23 protein-coding genes are annotated in these 21,904 nt (G+C 61.5%); 10 read left to right on the forward strand and 13 right to left on the reverse strand.

Features of this window, described 5'->3' with window-relative positions:
• The 5 genes from JWR51_RS14935 to JWR51_RS14955 form a co-directional block, all read right to left on the reverse strand.
• Positions 1–291, reverse strand: a complete 291-nt coding sequence (locus JWR51_RS14935) for a SelT/SelW/SelH family protein (protein ID WP_299748975.1) — start codon at positions 289–291, stop codon at positions 1–3.
• Positions 288–749, reverse strand: a complete 462-nt coding sequence (locus JWR51_RS14940; RefSeq protein ID WP_299748978.1) for a cyclic nucleotide-binding domain-containing protein — start codon at positions 747–749, stop codon at positions 288–290. The genes JWR51_RS14935 and JWR51_RS14940 overlap by 4 nt, the downstream gene beginning before the upstream one ends.
• Positions 750–773: 24 nt before the next feature.
• Positions 774–1,238: a glutathione peroxidase gene (locus JWR51_RS14945; RefSeq protein WP_299748981.1), complete on the reverse strand. Its 465-nt coding sequence runs from the start codon at positions 1,236–1,238 to the stop codon at positions 774–776.
• Positions 1,239–1,598: 360 nt separating this feature from the next.
• Positions 1,599–2,096, reverse strand: a complete 498-nt coding sequence (locus JWR51_RS14950) for a hypothetical protein (protein ID WP_299748984.1) — start codon at positions 2,094–2,096, stop codon at positions 1,599–1,601.
• Between the two features lie 78 nt (positions 2,097–2,174).
• Positions 2,175–2,579 carry a VOC family protein gene (locus JWR51_RS14955; protein ID WP_299748987.1) on the reverse strand — a complete coding sequence of 135 codons (405 nt, stop codon included), beginning with the start codon at positions 2,577–2,579 and terminating at the stop codon, positions 2,175–2,177.
• Between the two features lie 292 nt (positions 2,580–2,871).
• On the opposite strand from JWR51_RS14955, the gene JWR51_RS14960 reads away from it, so the two are divergent.
• The gene (locus JWR51_RS14960) at positions 2,872–6,192 is read left to right on the forward strand and encodes a P-loop NTPase fold protein (protein ID WP_299748990.1); all 3,321 of its coding nucleotides are present in this window, start codon (positions 2,872–2,874) and stop codon (positions 6,190–6,192) included.
• A gap of 67 nt (positions 6,193–6,259) precedes the next feature.
• Here JWR51_RS14960 and JWR51_RS24045 read toward each other — a convergent pair whose 3' ends face one another.
• Positions 6,260–6,529 (reverse strand): hypothetical protein, encoded by a 270-nt coding sequence (locus tag JWR51_RS24045; protein WP_366525601.1) that lies wholly within the window; start codon positions 6,527–6,529, stop codon positions 6,260–6,262.
• Between the two features lie 55 nt (positions 6,530–6,584).
• Between JWR51_RS24045 and JWR51_RS14970 the strand changes: the two genes are divergently transcribed.
• Positions 6,585–7,010, forward strand: a complete 426-nt coding sequence (locus tag JWR51_RS14970; protein ID WP_299748993.1) for an OsmC family peroxiredoxin — start codon at positions 6,585–6,587, stop codon at positions 7,008–7,010.
• A gap of 222 nt (positions 7,011–7,232) precedes the next feature.
• On the opposite strand, the gene lepA is transcribed toward JWR51_RS14970, so the two are convergent.
• Positions 7,233–9,038 (reverse strand): translation elongation factor 4, encoded by a 1,806-nt coding sequence (lepA, locus tag JWR51_RS14975; protein WP_299748996.1) that lies wholly within the window; start codon positions 9,036–9,038, stop codon positions 7,233–7,235.
• Between the two features lie 87 nt (positions 9,039–9,125).
• Here lepA and JWR51_RS14980 point away from each other — a divergent pair, with 87 nt between their 5' ends.
• Complete coding sequence (locus tag JWR51_RS14980; RefSeq protein WP_299748998.1) at positions 9,126–10,163, forward strand: extensin family protein; 1,038 nt, start codon at positions 9,126–9,128, stop codon at positions 10,161–10,163.
• Between the two features lie 77 nt (positions 10,164–10,240).
• Here JWR51_RS14980 and JWR51_RS14985 read toward each other — a convergent pair whose 3' ends face one another.
• Both JWR51_RS14985 and JWR51_RS14990 read right to left on the reverse strand, forming a co-directional pair.
• Positions 10,241–10,639 carry a hypothetical protein gene (locus JWR51_RS14985; RefSeq protein ID WP_299749001.1) on the reverse strand — a complete coding sequence of 133 codons (399 nt, stop codon included), beginning with the start codon at positions 10,637–10,639 and terminating at the stop codon, positions 10,241–10,243.
• A 73-nt stretch (positions 10,640–10,712) separates the two neighbouring features.
• Complete coding sequence (locus JWR51_RS14990; protein ID WP_299749004.1) at positions 10,713–10,871, reverse strand: hypothetical protein; 159 nt, start codon at positions 10,869–10,871, stop codon at positions 10,713–10,715.
• Between the two features lie 105 nt (positions 10,872–10,976).
• On the opposite strand from JWR51_RS14990, the gene JWR51_RS14995 reads away from it, so the two are divergent.
• From JWR51_RS14995 to JWR51_RS15005, 3 genes are all read left to right on the forward strand, one after another.
• Complete coding sequence (locus tag JWR51_RS14995) at positions 10,977–11,933, forward strand: LysR substrate-binding domain-containing protein (protein WP_299749007.1); 957 nt, start codon at positions 10,977–10,979, stop codon at positions 11,931–11,933.
• A 136-nt stretch (positions 11,934–12,069) separates the two neighbouring features.
• On the forward strand, positions 12,070–13,050 hold the full coding sequence (gene mbfA, locus JWR51_RS15000; protein ID WP_299749010.1) for an iron exporter MbfA: 981 nt from the start codon (positions 12,070–12,072) through the stop codon (positions 13,048–13,050).
• 83 nt (positions 13,051–13,133) lie between these two features.
• On the forward strand, positions 13,134–13,862 hold the full coding sequence (locus JWR51_RS15005; protein WP_299749013.1) for an alpha/beta fold hydrolase: 729 nt from the start codon (positions 13,134–13,136) through the stop codon (positions 13,860–13,862).
• On the opposite strand, the gene JWR51_RS15010 is transcribed toward JWR51_RS15005, so the two are convergent.
• Positions 13,859–14,881, reverse strand: a complete 1,023-nt coding sequence (locus JWR51_RS15010; RefSeq protein ID WP_299749379.1) for a rhodanese-related sulfurtransferase — start codon at positions 14,879–14,881, stop codon at positions 13,859–13,861. The genes JWR51_RS15005 and JWR51_RS15010 overlap by 4 nt on opposite strands.
• A 105-nt stretch (positions 14,882–14,986) precedes the next feature.
• Here JWR51_RS15010 and JWR51_RS15015 point away from each other — a divergent pair, with 105 nt between their 5' ends.
• The 3 genes from JWR51_RS15015 to JWR51_RS15025 all read left to right on the forward strand — a co-directional run bounded on the left by JWR51_RS15015 (position 14,987) and on the right by JWR51_RS15025 (position 17,554).
• Positions 14,987–16,009, forward strand: a complete 1,023-nt coding sequence (locus JWR51_RS15015; RefSeq protein WP_299749016.1) for an aldo/keto reductase — start codon at positions 14,987–14,989, stop codon at positions 16,007–16,009.
• Between the two features lie 218 nt (positions 16,010–16,227).
• Positions 16,228–16,830 carry a hypothetical protein gene (locus JWR51_RS15020; RefSeq protein WP_299749019.1) on the forward strand — a complete coding sequence of 201 codons (603 nt, stop codon included), beginning with the start codon at positions 16,228–16,230 and terminating at the stop codon, positions 16,828–16,830.
• Between the two features lie 121 nt (positions 16,831–16,951).
• Entirely contained in the window at positions 16,952–17,554 is a 603-nt protein-coding gene (locus tag JWR51_RS15025) for a hypothetical protein (protein WP_299749022.1), read from the forward strand.
• Positions 17,555–17,595: 41 nt separating this feature from the next.
• Here JWR51_RS15025 and JWR51_RS15030 read toward each other — a convergent pair whose 3' ends face one another.
• On the reverse strand, positions 17,596–18,000 hold the full coding sequence (locus JWR51_RS15030; RefSeq protein ID WP_299749024.1) for a VOC family protein: 405 nt from the start codon (positions 17,998–18,000) through the stop codon (positions 17,596–17,598).
• A 73-nt stretch (positions 18,001–18,073) separates the two neighbouring features.
• Here JWR51_RS15030 and JWR51_RS15035 point away from each other — a divergent pair, with 73 nt between their 5' ends.
• Entirely contained in the window at positions 18,074–18,661 is a 588-nt protein-coding gene (locus JWR51_RS15035; protein WP_299749026.1) for a TetR/AcrR family transcriptional regulator, read from the forward strand.
• A gap of 347 nt (positions 18,662–19,008) precedes the next feature.
• Here JWR51_RS15035 and JWR51_RS15040 read toward each other — a convergent pair whose 3' ends face one another.
• Positions 19,009–20,076 carry a DUF2793 domain-containing protein gene (locus JWR51_RS15040; protein WP_299749029.1) on the reverse strand — a complete coding sequence of 356 codons (1,068 nt, stop codon included), beginning with the start codon at positions 20,074–20,076 and terminating at the stop codon, positions 19,009–19,011.
• Positions 20,077–20,305: 229 nt separating this feature from the next.
• Entirely contained in the window at positions 20,306–21,643 is a 1,338-nt protein-coding gene (locus JWR51_RS15045) for an Nramp family divalent metal transporter (protein ID WP_299749032.1), read from the reverse strand.
• Positions 21,644–21,904 lie beyond the last annotated feature (261 nt).

Below are 21,904 nucleotides of genomic sequence, written 5' to 3' on the forward strand. Positions count from 1 at the left end.
CTAGCGCGCTTTGGCGTGTCCGTCGATATGCCCCAGATCCCGATCGGGATCGATGCGATCCCGCACCATCTGCTTGAGGATTTTAACATCCGGGAAGCCGCCGTCGCGCTTGCGCTCCCAGATCAATTCGCCATCGAGGCTGATCTCGAAGATACCACCGGTGCCGGGCACGAGGGTAACCGAGCCCATTTCGAGGCTGAAGGTGGAGAGCACTTCCTGGGCCATCCAGGCGGAGCGCAGCAGCCAGTTGCACTGGGTGCAATAGGTGATGCTGAGCGCCGGCTTGCTCATTTCTTGCGCGACTTAGCCATTTCGGCGGGATTGACCAGGCTGGCGAGGATTTCATCGACCAGGTCGAGATCCTGCCGCTTGCCCTGGGCCTGCTGCTGCAGGTCGACCAGATAGGATGTCGTATAATACAGCCGCCGCGCCAGCATGGTGGCAATGTGGAGGGAGAATTCCGGACGTTTGTCGAGGAAGGTCAGCGCATCGGGGATTTCGTACATGGTGCTGGCCGACAGCGTCTTGACGGTGGCGCTGTGGGGCATGTCGAGCAGCACGCTCATTTCCCCGAAGATCGAGCCCGGCTCGTCGATGTGGGTCACCTGGGTCTTTTCGCGGATAACCTCGACCTGCCCCTCCTTGAGGATGTAGATCTTGCCCAGGCGTTCGCCTTCGGTGAGGACCACGCTGCCGGCCTTGAAGCTGGCGACCTTGAGACCTGCGCAATATTCCAGAATGTCGGCCATGCTGCGTCCCCCGCGAATAGTGCTCTATAGCAGCTTGACGATCGGGGCTTCAAGCTCGCCGGGCACGACCGAGGAGGCAAAGCGCGCCACCACCGCGCCATCGCGGCCGATGAGGAATTTGGCGAAATTCCAATCGACATCGCCGGGATGTCCGGCCTTAAGCCAGGCATAGAGCGGGCTGGTATCGGGCCCGTTGACGTCGATCTTGCCGAACAGCGGAAACGTCACGCCATAATTGATCTCGCAGAACTCGGCGATCTCGGTTTCCGTACCGGGTTCCTGGCCGGCGAACTGGTTGCAGGGGAAGCCGAGAATGACGAGACCCTGATCGTTATGGGCCTTCCAGAGGGCTTCGAGGCCCGCATATTGCGGGGTGAGGCCGCATTTGCTGGCGACGTTGACGACGAGGACGACCTTGCCCCGATAGGCGGAGAAAGCTTGCGGCGTGCCATTGAGCAGGGGGAGCGTGAAATCGTAAAAGGCTGACATGAAAGGATCCCGAGGAGAATTCCTTTCGACGCTAATCGATGGCGCTGACGAATGCACGTGCAGAAGCGCCGGACGGCGCGAAGCCTCCGGTTGCGGGCAGAATAGACAGGTCCCGAGGCGCTTTGCGTCCCTAGGGTTTTAGTAAATGAGACGCAAGGCGCCTCGGGAGGTCGGGGTTTCTGGCCGCTCGAACGTGGTGGCAACCCCCACCGGGGGCACCACGAACGTCGCGCTGGCCCAGAGGGTGGACGACTCCATCCTCCTCCCGGCAGTCTGTCTCGCAACGTTCGTGGCGTCCCCATCCGGGCGAGCAGATGGGCGCAAGCCTAACCCCGCGCCGAGGGGCGGGGATAAGACGAATTACCAGCGTGGCGGTGCGGCAGTATTGGCGCCATCCTTGGCCGATTGCTCAAAGCGCTCGGCAAGAGCGCGCACCTGTCGGCGCTGGATGGCGACGATCTCGACCAGATCAGGATGCGACGGCGCATTGGCCTTTGGCCGCAAACGTGCGATCGGCAGGGCCACTGGCCCATTCACCGACCACACAAAGGCCGCCAGCTCGGGGTCCCAAACCGAATGGCGCGCCTCATAGGCATCGAGCGCCGCCAGGGCCTGGCCGAGCTGGGTGGCAAGACCCACGAGATCGGGCGCCGACGCCGGAATGGCGTTGGGCCCGCCGACAAAGCGGCGCGCTTCGAACAGCAGGTCCTCGGCGAGGCGGCGCGTGATGTCGCCGACCGGGGCATCGGCGCGCTTGTTGGCGGCCGCCTCGGTCTGGCGCAGCAAAGTGGAGAGGCGCAGGTACAGCGCCTCGTGCCGGGCGGCGGCTTCTGGGGTGATGGGTTTGATGGTGGCCAAGGCAAAACTCCGCACAGAGATTGGCGGAGCAGTTTATGGCGCGCCGAGCACACGGGGATTAGTTGCCCGTGGTTTGGCTTACGCGGCGAGGCCAAATTTTTGGCGCGCCTGCGCGCTGACCGGGGTGAACAGATTGACCAGATTGCCATCCGGGTCGCGCAATAGCGCCGACCGATTGCCCCAGGGCATGGTGGTGGGGCTCTGTTCGAAGGCAAAATTTTGCGCCGCCAGCCGCACGAAATCGGCATCGACGTCAGGGGTGATGAATTCCACGATCACCGACGCATTGGCGGCGGGGCGGGCAATGTTGTCGCCAAACAGCGCCAAAGTACGCGTGCTGGCAATGGCCAGCGTGCCGGACGGGGTGGCGAGCTCGGCAAAATCCTCGGTGAACCAGGTGGGCGCGATGCCGGTGACGGCGGCGTAGAAGGCGACGAGAGGTTTTGGGTCGGCGGTGATGATACGGATGGAGATGAGGTTCATTGGGGGCTCCAGGGTGGGGGAATGGAGCCGAGGGTAAGGGGTGGGTGTGACGGGGGGTGTCAGGAGGGGCTGTTAGGGTAAAAGAGCGGGAATTAGTTTGTGCCCCTCAACGGATAAACGATCAGCCAAACAGCCGGCCGCCCAAGCCGGTGTACAACAATGTCAAGTCCTTTGACAGCCGAGGGTTGCCGGCTACAAGACTGCATTCACTAATTGTAGCATTACGGCGGCGTCCCAAATGTTAAGCGGTCATGGTATCTCGACAAACGTAGATTTACTTATCGAGGATCCAGTGTCGACCGATGCTTTTGGCGGTGGCGGACACTCTCGTACCGCCGACGAACTCGTTCGCACCATTCAGCAAATGCGCAGCAAAGGGGGAACCATAGGCCTGGAGGGAATTTGGGGCTCGGGAAAATCTACGGTCATCAAGATTGCTTCTGACCGATTGAAGGAAAAGAAATTTCAGCGACGTTGCAGCGTATTCACATTCGATTTGTGGACTTACCAGAGCGAGGACTTTCGTACCGCCTTGCTAAGGAACCTGCTTGAGCATCTCCGAAATGTTTTCGAAGATACAGAGGCCTATAAAGATCGCACAATTACCGAGATACACACTAAGACCACTCAAATTGAAACCAAGGGCAGCAAGACCTATTCCGTAGCTGCCATATATTTTATCATGCTCACGCCGTTTTTGCCGTTTCTAATCTCCTGGCTTTCACCAGCTTATGCATTTTCGAAAAAAAGGCAAAATATATTTGGTGTTGATGTGTATCACATTGGCCTTTCTGTAGTGGCATTCGGCATTTTTTTGATACTATCAAAATTCTTTCACAACCTCTTTTCTACCGCAGATCAAATCGAAAAGGACGGCTTCGTTCAGTGGCTAAGGCAAGGCCTATCGGATTCTCTGAGCATCTTTTCGCGAGACGGTGACCGGCAGCGAAACGTGGTTACCACTGTTGACCAGAGTCCGGCGGAAAACAGGTTTGAACAGCTTTTCGATGAGGTCGTTGGGAAGTTCAGAGATCGTCAGCATGATGTGGTTTTCGTCTTTGACAACATAGATCGGCTTCCCAGAACCGAAATTCCTAAGGTATGGGCGGACATTCGACTCCTATTTGGACGCCCAAACGGGCAACAGAAAAATCAAAATAGCGTACTCGTGATGCCATTCGACCGCAGTCACATTGACCACGTTGTCAAGGAAGACACCGACGGAAGGCCCTCTGAATTCCTGAACAAGATGTTCGACAGGATACTTAGGGTACCAACTCCGGTCGTGACGGACATTCACGGATATTTTGCGACAAATATTCAGAAAGCATTTCGAGACACGGTTCCAACTAACACCGTGTACCAAATTTATAGAATATTTGATGACCGATGCAATCGCAGGAAACAACCTCCGACACCTAGGAATATCGTCGCATTTGTGAATTCCATGGCAAGTAGCTGGGCGCAATGGCAGGGCAAAATTCCTCTAGTTTCTATAGCGCTTTACTGCGCCAATCGTGAGGAGATAGACGACGCCTCAGATATGCTGGGCTCACTTCGAAAAATGGCGGTTTTGGCTGGCGCGGTCGATGCTAGCGATGACTGGTTTCGCCATGCAGCAGCGCTGACGTTCAATGTCCATCCCGAACATGCATACCAAGTTCTGCTCCAGCCCGAAATTCTGCGCGGACTAGCGTCTCCTACCATCGACCTCTTATTGCGATATCAGAGCACACCTGGTTTCGAAGAGACATTCGTGCGGTGCGTAGAGGCAAACGCGAGCAACTGGGCAGCCACCGAACCGCTGCGGTTGGTACGCGTCACTGGCTATGTGGGAGCCCTGCAAATTGGCGGCTCATTCAAGTCTAGCGCCTGGAATCTACTTGGAAGAGCTTCTGCTGAGAACAAGGCCATCGCCTTGTTGCCGGGTGTCGACCTCAGTGCCTTAGTTGAGTTGGCTGAATCGTTGTCAGGGCCTGTGTTGCAGCGCTTCCTGAGGTCTGCCGTTACGTGGATGACGAAGTGCGTCAACCTAGAGGTAGAAGACCAAATTTCGCAAGGCGAGCTCTGGTGCACTTGGGCCGGGAGACTGTCAAATGTGCTACAACCCGAGATTCGATCTACCTTTTTGACTGAGACAGTATTGCCCTCCGCGCCCGACACGATGATGGGCATTGCCTTCAAGGCAGAGGAAGGCGAACTAAATCTCTCGGACTTGAAGATACCCCATTCTGACACTGACTTGGCATTGAGCCTGACGACGTACATGAAGGGCAGGCGCAAATCGCCTCATCGTGTCTATATGGCCTTGAAGATTTGGAATGCGGAAGAGCAGCGAAGTCAGATGCTCACCGCAGCAATCAATGCAATGGCCGCTGGAAGCACGGAAGGGCAAATTGCCGATCCCGGCGTCTTAGCGATTGTGGCTGACCTAATCGGCCGAGGACCTGAAGCCGACTACGCAAAATTGCTACTGCCACATGTTTCGGATGGCACGGTCGTACTAATGGCCGCCCGAAGTGACGACCCAGCAGTGTCGGCGGCAAGCATTTTGCTAACCGCTCTGGCGACCAAAAAGATAGCATCTCAAGTCTCTGAAACCCATCCAACGCTTGGTGATCTTACGCCATCGATTTTGAAATACACCGCATCTCTGAAGCAAATCCCGGCCCGGTTGGACGAGTTTTCTTCTTGGATAGAAAATAGAAAGGCTTTCAGCCTTTGGACCAATGCTACCATCGAGCATCCATCAGCCTTTTCCGTTTCAGTTCTTCAGAAGCTAATTGAACGGGGCAAGTTTGACCAAATGGTCGTAAAAGAGGGAGCTATCCAATACCCCAAAATAAAGGCTCTGGTTGGTATTGAGCTCGCCGCGAAATTTTTGGTCCGTTATCGCGATTGGAATAGCCACTACAAGGAGGAGTTCGAGGACGACGATATCTTAGCGTTGAGCCCTGAATTCCTTCAGGACGTCTCGGAACTAGACAACTGGCATACTAACTGGTTCGTCCGGCGATTTGAGGCGTTGGCAAACGCTACCTCGGAGGAGGCATGGTCGCAATCTTTTGCCGAGATCAACAATCTTCTGTTGTTGGCAATAAGCCGACGAAGCGGAACTAAACCGCGTTATATTACATCGAAGGAATTCCGAAGAGCTCTAGTTACCTATGCGTTGAATTTGTGGTCTGGCGAGGTCACATCTCACTCCGAAGAATTAGACTGGCAGAGCGTAGTCAATTTAGTCCCCCCGAAATCTAAGATAACGCTGGTCAACGAGATATTGAAGAGTCTGCCGAGTCGCCTGCCGAATCAGGACGATTGGGATCGATTCTACGACTGTTACAGTCGCCAGCTAACCCATATGGATCTCGGAAAAGTGCGGTCCAAAGCCATGAGCGCGATCCTCTTGCCATTATTGGGCTCGGCGGTTCCAGAAACAGCATTCACGCTCGAACAAATAGCGGACAAGCTGCCAGCAATTGTGAGTTCGCCCACGAAAATTGCGCTGCAACATCTAGAGAAGACAAAGGCCTTGCTGCGTAAACGCAAGTTGCCCGGAGATGAGCGGAAGTTGCGGGCGCTAAAGGATATGCGGCGGCAAGAGACCAAGTAGGCTCTGCCAGAGAACCGCATATTCGTCGCCCACTTTCAGCGCATTGATAGACGCCTCATGGAAATGTTCAGATACCCGTACTGGCGCATCTTCGCTTTGCCCTCTTTGCTGCTTGTCGAGCAGCCTGAGCTTGCGCGGCGTCGCCGCAACAGCACTTTGCTGTCACGTCCTTGCGCATGGCACGGACTGTTTCGCGGGCGACGATCTTGCCACCAATTGGCTGCATGGATCGGTTGGATGACTTCGGGACTGGCAACGATGCGCAGTCTCGTCCATCATCGGGGCGCAAGGGCGTGCTGGGCTGGAACGAAGTGTGCGCCTCGGCCTTTGCATCCATGTCGGGGCGCGGCACTCGCACCGACACCTCTTTATCCAACCAAGGGATTTGTACGATGAAGCGCAGCGCGACGGCGAACTGGACTGGCTCACTGACCGATGGCAATGGCACACTGGACACCCAAAGCGGCGCTCTTAAAACCCTGCCCTATACGTTCAAGGGGCGCTTTGTTGACGAAACCGGCCAATCGGGCACCAATCCCGAGGAGTTGATTGCGGCGGCGCATGCGGGGTGCTTTGCCATGCAGCTGGCCCATTTCCTGGCGGAAAACGGCACGACTGCTACCCACTTGCAGGTGTCGGCGGCGGTGGAACTGATCCCGGGGACCGGGATTACCAGCAGCGCGCTGACCCTTGTGGGCACGGTGCCTGGCATCGATGCGGCCAAGTTTGCCGAAATCGCCGAGAAGGCCAAGGCGGCGTGTCCGGTGTCCAACGCCCTGGGGGCGATTGCCATTACGCTGGATGCGAAGTTGGGGTGATGGGCTGGCGGGGGAGTCTGAAGGAAGGCCCCTCACCCGGCGCTGCGCGCCGACCTCTCCCCCGAAGGGAGAGGTGAAGAGGTGCGCACTGAGAGAGTGCTCCGGTGCGGATTAGCTTAAGCGAAGGCCCCCACCTGGCCTCCCCCTGGAGGGGGAGGAAAAGAAGAGCGGCTGGGCGCTGGCCTGCCCCTCCCCCTTTAGGGGGAGGTTGGGTGGGGGCGCTTACTCATCACCCATCTTTAGCGCCTTGATGAACGCCTCTTGCGGGATGTTCACGTTGCCGTATTGGCGCATCTTGGCTTTGCCCTTTTTTTGCTTGTCGAGCAGCTTGCGCTTGCGGGTGGCGTCGCCGCCATAGCACTTGGCGGTCACGTCCTTGCGCATGGCGCGGACGGTTTCGCGGGCGATGATCTTGCCGCCGATGGCCGCCTGGATCGGGATCACGAACAGATGCGGGGGGATCAGCTCCTTGAGCTTTTCGCACATGATGCGGCCGCGGGTTTCGGCAACCGTGCGATGCACCAGCATGGAGAGGGCGTCGACGGGCTCGGCATTGACCAGGATGGTCAGCTTGACCAGATCCCCGGGGCGGTGATCGGCCAGGGAATAGTCGAAGCTGGCATAGCCCTTGGATATGGACTTCAGGCGATCGTAGAAATCGAACACCACTTCATTGAGCGGCAGGTCGTATTCCACCATGGCGCGATTGCCCACATAGGACAGATTGCGCTGGATGCCGCGGCGGTCCTGGCAGAGTTTTAGGATGCTCCCAAGATATTCGTCGGGGGTGAGGATGGTGGCCTTGATCCAGGGCTCGCGGATTTCCTCGATCTGCATCACATCCGGCAAATCGGCCGGATTGTGCAGCATCAGGGTTTCGCCATCGCGCAGCGCGACTTCGTAGACCACCGAGGGGGCGGTCGCGATCAGGTCGAGATCGAATTCGCGGGAGAGGCGCTCCTGGATGATTTCGAGGTGCAGCAGGCCCAAAAAGCCGCAGCGGAAGCCGAAGCCGAGGGCGGCGCTGGTTTCCATCTCGAAGCTGAAGCTGGCGTCGTTGAGGCGCAGCTTGCCCATGGCAGCGCGCAGCTCATCGAACTCGGAGGCATCGACCGGGAACAGGCCGCAGAACACCACGGGCTGGGCCGGGCGGAAGCCGGGGAAGGCCTCGGCGGTGGGGCGCTTGTCGTCGGTGATGGTATCGCCGACATTGGTGTCCGCGACTTCCTTGATGGCGGCGGTGAAGAAGCCGATTTCGCCGGGGCCAAGCTCGCCGATATCGATCAGCTTGGGGGTGAAGACGCCGACGCGGTCGAGCTCATAGGCCGCGTTCGCATTCATCATGCGGATCTTTTGGCCCTTTTTCACCGTGCCATCGATGACGCGGATGAGGACGACGACGCCCAGATAGGTATCGTACCAGCTATCGACCAGCAGCGCCTTGAGGGGGGCGTTGATATCGCCTTTGGGGGCCGGCAGGCGGGTGACGATGGCCTCGAGCACCTTGTCGATGCCAAGGCCCGATTTGGCGGAGATTTCCACGGCGTCACTGGCGTCGATGCCGATGACGTCCTCGATCTGCTGCTTGACGCGCTCGGGCTCGGCGGCGGGCAGGTCGATCTTGTTGAGGACGGTGACGATATCGTGGTTGGCGTCCATGGCGTGATAGACGTTGGCCAGGGTCTGCGCCTCGACGCCCTGGGAGGCGTCGACGACGAGCAGGCTGCCCTCGACAGCGGCGAGGGAGCGCGAGACTTCGTAGGCGAAGTCGACGTGGCCGGGGGTGTCGATGAGGTTGAGGATATAATCCTCGCCATCGGCCGCGTGGTACTTGAGGCGCACGGTCTGCGCCTTGATGGTGATGCCGCGCTCGCGCTCGATATCCATCGAATCGAGCACCTGCTCTTTCATTTCGCGCACCTCCAGCCCGCCGGTCATCTGGATGAGGCGGTCGGCCAGGGTGGATTTGCCATGGTCGATGTGAGCGACGATGGAGAAATTGCGAATATTTTTGAGCGGCGTTGTCATGAGGGCGCTGATAGCAGACACGGGGGCGCGCGCAAAGATGGTTTAGAGCGGGTTAACAGCGCGCTCGGCGCAACGGGATGACATTTTATGCGTTGGCTGGACATGAAAACCATTTTTGCCGTGCCGATGCTCATGCTTGCTTTGTCGCTGCCGGCGGCGGGGCAGGATATTTTCCAGCCCTTGCGCGACATGGTGGAGGGGATAACCCAGCCGCCAGCGCAGACGCCAAGACGGCCCAGGCCGGCGGTGAGCGAGGAGGCACCGCCGATACCGCAAAAGCGGCCGGCGGATTTGGGTGGCCCGGAAGCGCCGGTGGTGATCGAGCCCGTCAAGCCCGAGGTGCCGGCGGTGACCAAGCCGGTACCGCCAGCGCCGCCGGTGGTGACGCAGCCGGGGGTGAGCTTGCCGCGGGAGCGGCCGGAGGAGCCGGTCGAGGCGCCGAAGCCTGAGCCGGAACAGGTAGAGGTGCCGACCCAGGAGGCGGTGCCCCCAGCGACCGAAGGCGTGCCGGAGCAGGCGGTGCCTGAGGTCGAGCCAAAACCAGCTGCCGAGGCCGAGCCGGCGCGGATATTTCAGACCGCGTGCCCGGCCATGCTGACGGGGCAGGTGGAGGCCAAGGCGCTGCCGCCGATCAGCGACGGGCAATGCAAGTCGCAATCGCCGCTATCGGTGACGGGGGTGCTGGTGAACGGGCGGATGGTGCCGTTCAATGCCGAGGCGGTGACCGATTGCGGCATGGCGACGGCGCTGCCGGAATGGATTTCCGAGGTCGACAATTATGTGGAGGCGCATGACGATACCACGATCGCCAGCGTCACCGTGGGCACCAGCTATATGTGCCGCAACGTCAACAATGCGGCCGAGGGCAATCTGTCGTTCCACGCCTTTGCGGATGCGCTGGACGTGGTGGGATTTAGGCTTGAGGACGGGCGCAACGTGACGGTCGAGGAGGGCTGGACCGGGACCGAGGCGCAGGGCAGCCGCATCGTCAAGTTCGCCCATGATGCGGCGTGCGGACATTTCACCACGACGCTGGGGCCGGAGGCCAACGCGCTGCACCATGACCATATCCATGTCGATCTGGGGTGCCATGGGAAGACGTGTACGGCGCGGCTGTGTGAATAGGGTGGGTCTAGGTAAGGCCCCTCACCCGTCGCTGCACGCCGACCTCTCCCCCAAAGGGAGAGGTGAGAAGTGAGTGATCAATTACCGGCGTAGAGTGACAGCACGGCTTCGACATTCTTGCGGTCGGCGCTGCCTTCGGCGCAGTCGGGGGTGGTGGCGGTGACGCTGGTCTTGACCTTTTCATAGGCTTCGGTGGCGCCGGTGGCATCGAGGCCGACGCCGGTTTCGAAGCGCTTGCGATCATTACCCATCTTGGTGGCGACCGGCTCGGGCACGGTGATGGCGCAGATGTCGATCACCGCCTGGGTGGCGTAGATGCCCGTCAGCATATTGGCCTGCTTGGACATCACATTGATGGTGGCGCTGGGATCAACCCGGATATCGGTGGCGGCCGGCGTCGTCGTCGAAGCTTCCTGGGCGTAGCCGGCACTGGCGGTGGCGAGGACAAAGGCGGCAATCGCGAGCGAACGGATCATGGAGCAACTCCTTGAAGGGGGCGGACCGGGCAAAGCCGATTCCGAATAGTCGTTGCCCCCTTCAATGCCCCGATTATGGCCTCAGCACGGCGCGGCCGGCATCGGCGCATGGATGATAGGCCGGCAGATCGGCCCAATCGTGCACATTCATGGCATCAGGATCGACCTGTTGAGTGCGCGTATCGGTGATGAAGCGCCCCAACCGGAGCAGGATCGATTTGAGTGGTGACATTTTGTATTCTCCTTCCGGTCTTGGTGGTGATCGATAGGGACAGAATTCGCCTCTGACGCTGCCACCACAATGGACAAGGGGACGTGATCACTATAGATAATCTATATGGCAAATCCCTTTCCCATCCCGCTGAACGCGGTTCGCGCTATTGAAATTGTTGCTCGGCGGGGGGCGCTGGCACCCGCGGCCGAGGAACTGGGCGTTACTGTGGGGGCGGTAAGCCAGCATTTGCGGCGGGCCGAAGAGCGGCTGGGAATGGAATTGTTCGAGCGCACGAGCCATGGCCTCGTGCCGCTGCCGGCTTTGCGGCAGGCGCTGCCCCAATTGACGGCGGGATTTTTGGCGCTGCAGGATGGGCTGGCCAGCCTGCGCGGGAGCGACGAGGGCGTGCTCAACCTGACGGTGGGGAGTGTCTTTGCCTCGCGCTGGCTGATCTGGCGGATCAACAAGTTCACCACGCTGCACCCCGAAATCGAAATCCGGCTGACGGTGACGGCGGCGATGGTGGACCTGTCGCGGGCCGATATGGATTGCGGCATCCGCTATGGCGACGGGCATTGGCCGGGCGTGACCACGACGCTGATCGGCGGCGCGGCCTATCAGCCGGTTTGTGCGCCGCCGGTCGCGGCGTTGCTTAAGGTGCCGGCCGACCTGGCCAGGGTGCCGGTAATCCAGGACCAGACCTCGATGTTGAGCTGGGGCCTGTGGCGTGCGGCAGCGGGGGTCGATCCGGAGCTGAAATTTGCGGGCCCGACCTATTCGGATGCGTCGCTGGCGTTCGACGCGGCGATTTCCGAGCAGGGTGTGTTGATTGCCGCCGACATGATGAGCGCCGATGCGGTCAGTGATGGAAGGCTGGTGCGGCCGTTCGAGCTGAGCGTTGAAGGGCCACTGGGCTATTGGCTGGCCGTGGCGACGGGCCGCCGGGAGCCGCGCAAGACGCGGCTGTTTCGCGAATGGCTGGCACAGGAAGTGCCGGCATCGGTGCTGGGCTATGTGCACCAATCGCGCGGGTCATCGGCCCGGCAGTTGGGCGCGGGGTCGGGTGCAGCGGAAGGGTAATCTTGTCGTCTACTCTGCGGCAACAACCACCGCCCTTCCCGCGGGTGGGGTGAGGGCGTCGCACGTCCTTGGGCTTGCTTCAGCGGGCAAATCCACCTACTCATAGTTTAGAACAATTCTAATCTATGAGCTAGCCATGTTTTCCCTACGCTTCGATCATCGCCGCGACTTTGCCACGCTCGACGAGCGGGAGATCCTCGCCTTGGCGGTGACGGCGGAGGAGGAGGATGGGCGGATTTATTCGGAATTCGCCAGCCGGCTGGCGGCGCTGTATCCGGGGTCGGCGGCGATCTTCGAGGGCATGGCGGCCGAGGAGGATGGGCATAGGCGGCGCTTGCTCGATCTCTATGTGGAGCGGTTCGGGATGCGGCTGGTGCCGATCCGGCGCGAGGACGTGCGGGGATTTTTGCCACGCAAGCCGATCTGGCTGCTGAAGACGCTGACGCTGGAGGCGGTGCGGCAGCAGGTTTGGGAAATGGAGGAAGGCGCCTATCGGTTTTACCTGGAGGCGGCCAAGCAGACGCAGGACGCCGGCATCCGCAAGCTGCTGGGCGATCTGGCGCGCGAGGAGCGCAAGCATGCCGACGCGGCCGACCGGCTGGACGATACCGAACTGGGAGCCCAGGGACGCGGCAGCGAAAAGAGCGAGGCGCATCGGCAGTTCGTCTTGACCTATGTGCAGCCGGGGCTGGCCGGGCTGATGGATGGTTCGGTATCGACGCTGGCGCCGGTGTTCGCAGCCGCCTTTGCCACCGGCGATACCTGGCAGACGTTTCTCGTGGGCCTCGCCGCCGCGGTGGGCGCGGGCATTTCGATGGGCTTTACCGAAGCGGCGGCCGATGACGGCAAGCTGACCGGACGCGGGTCGCCGCTCAAGCGGGGCCTTGCGGCCGGGGTGATGACGGCTTTGGGCGGGCTGGGACACGCCCTGCCCTACCTGATCCACGACTTTTTCACCGCGACCGCCATCGCGGTGGTTGTGGTGCTGATCGAGTTGTGGGCTATCGCCTTCATCCAGAACCGGTTTATGCAGACGCCATTCTGGCGCGCCGTGTTGCAGGTGGTGCTGGGGGGCTCGCTGGTGTTCGCGGCAGGCATCTTGATCGGCAATGCCTGAGAGGAACGGCATTTGGAAATTCGCACCTTCAAGCGCCAGACGGCACCAAGCTGTTCTACGGGATAACGGGACCGCGCGACGGCGTGCCGGTCGTGCTGTGCCATGGGCTGGCAGCGAACGGGCGGCAGTTCGAGGCTGATGCGCGCTATTTTGCCGGATTGGGCTATTGCGTCATCGTGCCCGATATCCGCGGGCATGGCCGCTCGGAGTTTCCGGCCGGATATCGCAGCGTCGGCTTTTCCATCCCGGTACTGGCCGGGGACATGCTGGCGCTGCTAGATAATGCGGGCGTGACCGGCGTCCATTGGGTCGGCAATTCGCTGGGCGGGATCATCGCGCTAGAGATGATCGCACGGGCGCCGGAGCGGTTCCTGAGCCTGGGCCTGTTCGGCACCGCCTTCCGGCTGAAACTGCCGCGCATCACGGGACCGATCTTTCCGCTGCTCTACCGGGTGATGGGCCGGGGCTGGCTGTCGGAGCTGACGGCGGCCAGCACGACGCGGGAGCGCAGCGAGCGCAAGCTGATCGCCGAGATGATCGCGGCCTTCGATCCGCGGGTCGGGCAGGCCATTACCGGCCATGTGCGGCGCTATGACCTGACCGCCAACGCGCTGGGCTGGAGCGGCCCGATGCTGATTCTGGTGGGCGGCATGGACCGGGCGGTCAACATGGTGTTGAAGCCGGCGCTCCGGCGGATCGGCGCGCGGGCGAACTGGCGGGTCGTTCAATTGCCTGAAGGCGGGCATTGCGCCAACCTCGATGCCACCGAACAGTTCCGGAAGGAGCTGCTCGGGTTTTGGACGGGGGTCTAGGACTGCTGCTTGGCCCGGGCGCGGTCGGCGGTGATGCGCTCAAGCTTTTCGGCTTTGTTGGCGCGGGCGATGGCGTGGGCGGCGTCCCCGAGGTGATCGACACCGCGCGCCTTGGCGAGATCGATCTGGTGTTGGCGTTCGGCGGCGGCGGCGTGTTTGGCGGTGTCGCCGGCACAATGACGGCAGGAAATGCCGTCCTGGTGGGCGGGATCGGCACGGTCTTCGGCGGTCAGCGGATGGCGGCAGGCGCGGCAGAGGGTGGCGTCGCCGAGAGCGAGGCCATGGCCGACGGAGACGCGCTCATCAAAGACGAAGCATTCGCCGGAGAAACGGCTTTCGGTTTCGGGGACCTGTTCGAGGTAGCCCAGAATGCCGCCCTTGAGGTGGAAGACTTCCTCGAAGCCTTGGCTCAATAGGTATGAAGAGGCCTTTTCGCAGCGGATGCCGCCGGTGCAGAACATGGCGACTTTCTTGTCGCGGGCCGGATCGAGGTTTTGGGCGACAAAATCCTTGAACTCGGTGAAGCTTTTGGTGGCCGGATCGAGCGCCTTGGTGAAGGTGCCGAGGCCCACTTCGTAGTCGTTGCGGGTATCGACGAGGACGACGTCGTTGCGATCGATCAGCGCATTCCAGTCTTTCGGCTGCACATAGGTGCCGACGGTTTTGGCGGGATTGGCTTCGGGCGCGCGCAGCGTGACGATCTCGGATTTGAGGCGGACCTTCATGCGCAGGAACGGCATGGTGGCGGCGGACGAATATTTGATCTCGGCACCGTGCAGGCGGCTGGAGAAGAGACTATCGGTCTGCAAGTAAGTGGCGAGCGCAGCGATGGCTGCGGGCGTGCCGGCGACGGTGCCGTTAATGCCCTCGGGCGCCAGGATCAGGGTGCCCTTGATATCGCGGGCGCAGCAGAATTTGGCGAGCAGCGGCTGGAGCGCTTCGGCGTCGGGCAGATCGGCAAATTTATAGAGTGCCATGACCTTGTATGGTAGCTCGGCTTGGGGCAGATTGGCGCTCATATCAGTTTGGGTCGGGTGCATAGCGCCCGCTTCTAGCATCAGGCCGCGGCCCGCGCCAAGCGGGGGCTTGCCCGGCACCAGCGTCAAACCTTTGAGAGGCACACCATGACCTATCGGTCGGATACCGCACGCTATGACACCATGCAATATCGCGCTTCGGGCAAATCCGGGCTGAAGCTGCCCGTGGTGAGCCTGGGGCTGTGGCAGAATTTCGGCGGCACGCGCGATTATCCCAGTGCCATGGAAATCCTCGGCCATGCATTCGACGCGGGCGTGACCCATTTCGACCTGGCCAATAATTATGGGCCCCCGGCCGGCTCGGCCGAGGAACTGTTCGGGCAGGTGCTGGCGCGCGATTTCCGGCCGTATCGCGACGAGATGATCGTTTCGACCAAGGCCGGCTACACGATGTGGCCGGGGCCTTACGGCGATGGCGGCGGCCGTAAGTATCTGACGGCGAGCCTTGACCAGAGCCTCAAGCGGATGGGGCTCGACTATGTCGATATCTTTTATTCCCACCGGTTCGACGCCGAGACGCCGCTGGAAGAAACCATGGGCGCGCTGGCGCAGGCGGTGCGCAGCGGCAAGGCGCTCTATGTGGGCATTTCGAGCTATCCGGAGAAAGAGACCCGCGAGGCCTATCGGATCTTGAAGGAGATGGGGGTGGCGACGACTATCCACCAGCCGAGCTATTCGATGATCAACCGCTGGTTCGAGAACGACAACACCATCGAGGCTTGTGGCGAGCTGGGCATCGGGGTGATTGCGTTCTCGCCGCTGGCACAGGGTGTGCTGAGCGGCAAGTACAACAAGGGCGCCATGCAAGGCACGCGGGCGGAAGACCCCAATGGTTCGCTGCGCGCCAATGCGATCGAGCCGCGGGTGCTCGATGCGGTCGAGAAGCTTAGTGCGATCGCGCGCAGCCGAGGGCAATCCATGGTGCAACTGGCGCTGAGCTGGGTGCTGCGGCGGCCGGAAATGACCTCGGCGCTGATCGGCGTGCGCACGCTGGAGCAGCTCAAGGACAATCTGGGCGTGCTGAACAATCTCAAGCTCAGCGCCGAAGAGATTGCGGCTATCGATGCAGCGACAGCCAGCGCGCAACTGGATCATCGGCCGCGCTGGTAGGCGGGGGGGGCGGCGAACGATCGCAGGATTGGTCATCAGGCATTCAGGCAGGATGGTGGATGGTGCTGCCTCGGGCTTGGCCACGAGGTGGGCGAGCGCGTGTGGGCGACGGGAAGACGGGTGCTTCATGCATTCGTCAACCCTGATCGCCGAAGCGCAATTTCGCCTTCGGGGTGATTGGGCTAGATTGGATCAACACTGCCTCGGGGAGAGTTCCGATGAAAAACCTGCTTCTTGCCGCCGCCGCGCTGCTGGCTCTGGCCAGTCCGGCCTTTGCCGAGGATCCGTCGCCCGAAGCAATCTCCCACACCTACAAATCCGGCAAGCCGATCCATGTCGACGACGTGCAGGCGCTGATGCGCCAGTCGGAAGTGTGGTGTTACCGGGAAGAGGCCGGCACCTGCGACTGGACCGAAATCTATCTCAGCGCGAGCTGGCCCGAGGGCGTGGTCTACGAATCCACCAATGCGTGGAACAGCGAAACCGACGTGACCTTTGTCGACAAGGCCCGGTTCGAGGACGCGCTGCTGTGCGAATATGGCTATGACAAAGTGCCTTCGACCCGCGCCATGAGCCGCGCCGATAGCAAGGCGATCGGTGGCCGTGCGCTGGATGCGCTGCGCGCCGAAGTCTATGCCAGCCAGAGCGACGATACGCAGGACTGCTTCGACTATCTCTTCGTCTCTTATGACGCCGGCAAGCTGACGATGGACCTGAAGCAGCGCCAATATGTGAACGGGGTGATCGACCCGTCGCTGGAAGCCGACATCAAGCTGCATTTCAACGCCGACGACGCTGCCTGGCTGTCTCAGCGCGATTGACAGGCCAGCCTGAAGCCGGCGTTCAGGCTGGCTTCAGGCCCGATTGACGATGGTCGCGCCAACGCAATGGCGCCGGATGGCGCTTGCGGATGAGTGCAATCACGCCTCGGGAGAGCGTCCGATGAAAATCCTGTTTGCCGCTGGCGCCATGCTGGCTTTGTGTGCCCCCGCCTTCGCCTTCGATCCGACAATTGCGGAGATCGTGGCCAATATGAAACCCAAGGCCATGGTGGACACCAGGGACGTGGCCGCCCTGATGAAGGGCAGCGAGCGCTGGTGCTATGACGAAGAAAACGGCTCCTGCGCGTGGAGCGACGTCTATCTCGATGTCTCCGATGCCGGCCCGCGCGTGGAAACCTCCAGCGAATATTGGGACGACTACAATATGTATATCGTCGACAAGGCCGAATTCCAGCAAGACCGCTATGTCTGCGAATACGGCTATGACTGGACGCCGTCGATCCGCCTGACCCGCCGCAGCGATGGAACCCCGGTCAACGATCGCGAGCTGGACACCTTCCGCGTACAGCTCGCCAACAATTTCGGCATCGATAAGCCCGATTGCTACGACTACCTGTTCGTGCGCGCCGACCCTGAAGCCAACACCATCACCCTGCTGCAGCGCACCTGGAGCGATTTCGTCAAGGACGAGGGCAGCGACACGCCGGTGACCCTGCATTTCGACGCCGCCGACGCCAACACGCTGACCCTGCGCGCCGACTAGGCTCCAGGCCGGCGACGGGTTTAGCGCGTCGCCGGCCCCTTTTAGCCCTGCGCGGCCAGCCATTCCGGATCGGGATCGATCGGCGTGATCACGTCGAGCAGCACCCCGTTGGGGTCGGCGCAGATGAAGTGGCGCTGGCCGAAGGGTTCGTCGCGCAGCTCTTGCAGGATGGAAACGCCGGGAGCCAGACGGGCATATTCGGTCGCCGCATCGGCGACTTCGAAACTGAGCAGCAGGCCGGAGGTTTTCTGCCGGCCGGCGGGTGGGATCGTGTCGTGGTCAAAGACCATGATCGCCAGCTCGATGGTGGCGGTGTGGGTGGCGCGCAGATGCACATACCAGGAACTGCTGAATACCGGCTCGAAACCGAAATGGGCCTGATAGAAGGCCGCTATCGGCGCCACATCGGCCACGAGCAGGACGGGATAGCTGCCGGTCAGGTTCATCAAAGTCTCCTTGCGTCGTTGTCCGATAAATTACATACTGAATGTATCTAGTTTATACATACAGAGTGTTTTTATGCAAGAGGGTTTGAGGCGGACGCAGGAGGAACGGCGGACCGAGACCATTCGGGCGCTGCTGGCGGCGGCGCGGAAATGCTTTGCAGACAAGGGCTATGCGGGCACCGGCACGCCGGAAATCGTGGCGGCGGCGGGAATGACGCGCGGCGCGCTGTACCACCACTTTGCCGACAAAGCGGCGCTGTTCGCGGCCGTGGTGGAGGAGGAGCACTCATTGCTGGCCATGGCGATCAACGCTGCCAGCGAAAGCGAGGACGAGCCGGGGCCCGTCAAGGCGCTGATCGAGGGCGGCGACGCCTTTTTGACCGCGATGCAGGATGCAGGGCGGCGGCAGATCCTGCTGATCGACGCACCGGCCGTGCTGGGACGCGAGGCGCTTGATGCGATCAATGCGCGCTACGGGCTGCGCACGCTGATCGAGGGAGTGAGCGAGGCGATCGACGCCAAATCCATCCGCGACCTGCCGGTGCTGCCGCTGGCGCATCTGCTCAACACCATGTTCGACCGGGCGGCTTTGGCGAGTGCAGAGGAACTGCCGGGCTATCGGAAGAGCATCAAGGCGCTGATCCGGGGGCTGAAGATTTAGGTTCTTCACCTCTCCCTTTGGGGAGGGCGGGTCGCTCTTGCGAGCCGGGTGAGGGGCCTTTGCTGGGTGAAGCGCATGGGAAGGCCCCCTCACCCGACCCAAGGGGGTCGACCTCTCCCCCGAAGGGAGAGGTGAAGAGGGCCGCGGCGCGCTTGGACGTCGTCTGATGCGGAAATTTCCCCCACCCTCGGTTCTTCCCTCGGACTTGATCCGCGGGTCTCTTACCGCTTTTGCCGTGTGGATGGCGGCCCCCGGATCAAGTCCGGGGGAAGGTCGGTGGGTGGGAGGCTTTGGCACCACTTGAGAGTGACCGGTGACAATGGTGACTGGTAGAAGGTGAACCAGGCCTATTTCGAGGCCCGCTCCAAAACCTCCACCCGTTTCGCCAATGCCTGCACCGCGGCAATCAATGGCGCGATGAAGGCGTCGTAGCGCAGGCCCTGTTCGCTGGCGGGGTCGTGCGGATCGGCCTGAACATGGCCGGCGAAATCGGCGCAGCCGATTGTGTCGAGGACGATTTTGACCTGTTGGGCCAGGAGCCCGTAATGGGTGCGGCGGCCGGGGCGGGGCGCGCCATCCTCATTGCCGCCGACCAACCAGCGATACGACACTGGCTGCAGTGCCAGGATGAAATCCAGGCCCAGATCGGAGGGGGCGATATCGGTTTTCTGCCGCGCGTCGGAGGTCTGGATGGTGCCGGTGGCGGCCCAGACGGTGGACCAGCGGGCACCGCTGGCGCCGAGCGTAGTGGCATTGTCGGTGACGGGGCGCAGCGGCGCGACCAGGGTGATGCCGCCCGTGGCATTGTCGATTGTCATGGCGTTGAACCAAGTCGAGCCATTGGCGCTGACCTTGAGGCGCCAGAAATTGTCGCCCATCAGGCCCATTTCGGCGCGACCCGAATAGCCGGCTTGGTAGAGCAGGCTGGCGGTATCGCCGGAGGCCGCCTTATTGAGCTTGAGCTGGTGGCCGCTTCCCGCATGGCTGAAGAGGCTCGCATCGGCGGCCACGGCGAGGCGGTTGGTGCTGTCGGCGGCGGTATTGATGCCAAGGGTGGGGACGCCCGCGGTGCCGTTGGAGGCGAGCGCGGTCCAGGCGCCGGCGTCGAAGACCAGGATAGCCTGTTCGGCCTTGGCATAGACCTGCCAGCCAGCCGCGGGATCGTAAAACAGCCAGGCGCCGGCCTGAAAGGCGGCGATCTCACTGTCGTGGCCGGACCAGGCGCCGGTGGCGAATGGGCCGACGATATAGGCATCGCCGAGCAGGGGAGTTGTGGGGGGCGTGGTGACGGTGCGGGATTCGACGACAGGCTGCACCAGCGCATCGAGCGCTTGCAGCGCCTCATTGTGGGTGACGTGCTTTTGCGCCTGTTGCGGCATGATGAAGGGCAGGCTGAGGCGGGATGTTTCGTCCATGGGAGTCTCCGGGTTGTGGCGGAGAGTCTAGGGCGAGGGCCGGGGGCGGGGATAAGGGGGAGCGGTGGGCACGCCGAACGCACGATGCGGCACCTCCCCTTGACGGGGGAGGATGGGTGGGGGTGATCGGAGCCACGATGTTGGATCGGGACTAAACATCCCCCCACCCTTGATCCCTCCCCGCAGGGGGGAGGGCGTCGACTGCGACGTCGGCCTCCTGAGGGGCTGTCTAGAACACGAAGTCGTAGAGCAATTTCACGTTCAGCGCGGCAATCACCACGGCGATGAACACCGCGAAGGCGATGAGCCAGACCGGGGCCACTAGCGCGCCCATCTTGGTTTTATCGGCGGTGAACATGACCAGCGGGAACACCGCGAAGGAGAGCTGCAGGCTGAGCACGACCTGGGTCAGGATCAGCAATTGCGCCGTGCCGCTTTCGCCGAACCAGATGGTGACAATGGCCGCCGGAACGATGGCGATGGCGCGGGTGATCAGCCGCCGCAGCCAGGGGGCGAGCTGGATATTAAGGAAGCCCTCCATGACGATCTGGCCGGCCAGGGTCGCGGTCACGGTGGAGTTGATACCGCAGCACAGTAGCGCAATGCCGAACAAGGTCGGAGCTATGGCGAGGCCGAGCATGGGCGCGAGGAGGCTATGGACCTCGCCCAGTTCGGCGACATTGGTTTGCCCGGCGGCGTGGAAGGTGGCGGCGGCGAGGATCAGAATGGCGGCGTTGATGCAGAGGGCGAACATCAGGGCGACGGTGGAGTCGATGGTGGCGAATTTGAGCGCCTCCTTCTTCTCGGGAACGGAGTTGCCGTAGTCGCGAGTCTGCACGATGCCGGAATGCAGGTAGAGATTATGGGGCATCACCGTGGCGCCCAGAATGCCCAGCGCCAGGTAGAGCATTTCGGGATTGGTGACGATTTCGGTGGTGGGCGCGAAGCCGCGGATGACGTCGCCCCAGACCGGATCGGCCAAGGCGATCTGGACGATGAAACAAGCGGCGATGATGGCGAGCAGCGCCACGACCAGTGCCTCGACCCAGCGGAAACCGACACGCTGCAGGTAAAGAATGAGGAACACGTCGAGCGCGGTGATCAGCACGCCGATTTCCAGCGGAATGCCAAAAATCAGATTGAGGCCAATTGCGGTGCCGACGACTTCGGCAATATCGGTGGCGATGATGGCCAGTTCGGCCATGGCCCACAGCACCCAGGCGACGGGGCGCGGGAAGGCATCGCGGCAGGCCTGGGCCAGATCGCGGCCCGAGGCGATAGCAAGGCGAGCGCAGAGCGACTGCAGCACGATCGCCATGATGTTGGAGACCAGTGCCACGGTGAGCAGCGCATAGCCGAACTTGGAGCCACCGGCGAGCGAGGTGGCCCAGTTGCCCGGGTCCATATAGCCGACGGCGACGAGATAGCCGGGACCCACAAAGGCGGCGGCGCGGCGCCACGTATTGCCGCTGACCTTGATGGTGCGATGCACATCGGACAGCGAGGCCTCGCCCCGGCTCTGGTTCCAGCCGGAAAACACTTTTGGCGCGCGCGCTTCCACGGTCATAGCGCCACCATGGTTTGGCAGGGTGCGGTCATGAAGCGGTGGCGGGATTGAGGGTCGATGGAAGGAATGGCGACTAGGCCCGAGGGGACAAATTTACGGCGATGCATCGAACACTCCAAACCGGCGACACTCGATCAATATTGCAGTTGCAAATCATTTGCAACTACCCAATGACGCGCGATCGATAAGGTTGCCGACTTGTGTACGGCGGAGTTCACCGCGCCGCTCCCTTACCGCCGTCGGCATTAGCCCTGGCGAGAG

Source organism: Devosia sp., from assembly GCF_028290625.1.
Lineage (GTDB): Bacteria > Pseudomonadota > Alphaproteobacteria > Rhizobiales > Devosiaceae > Devosia.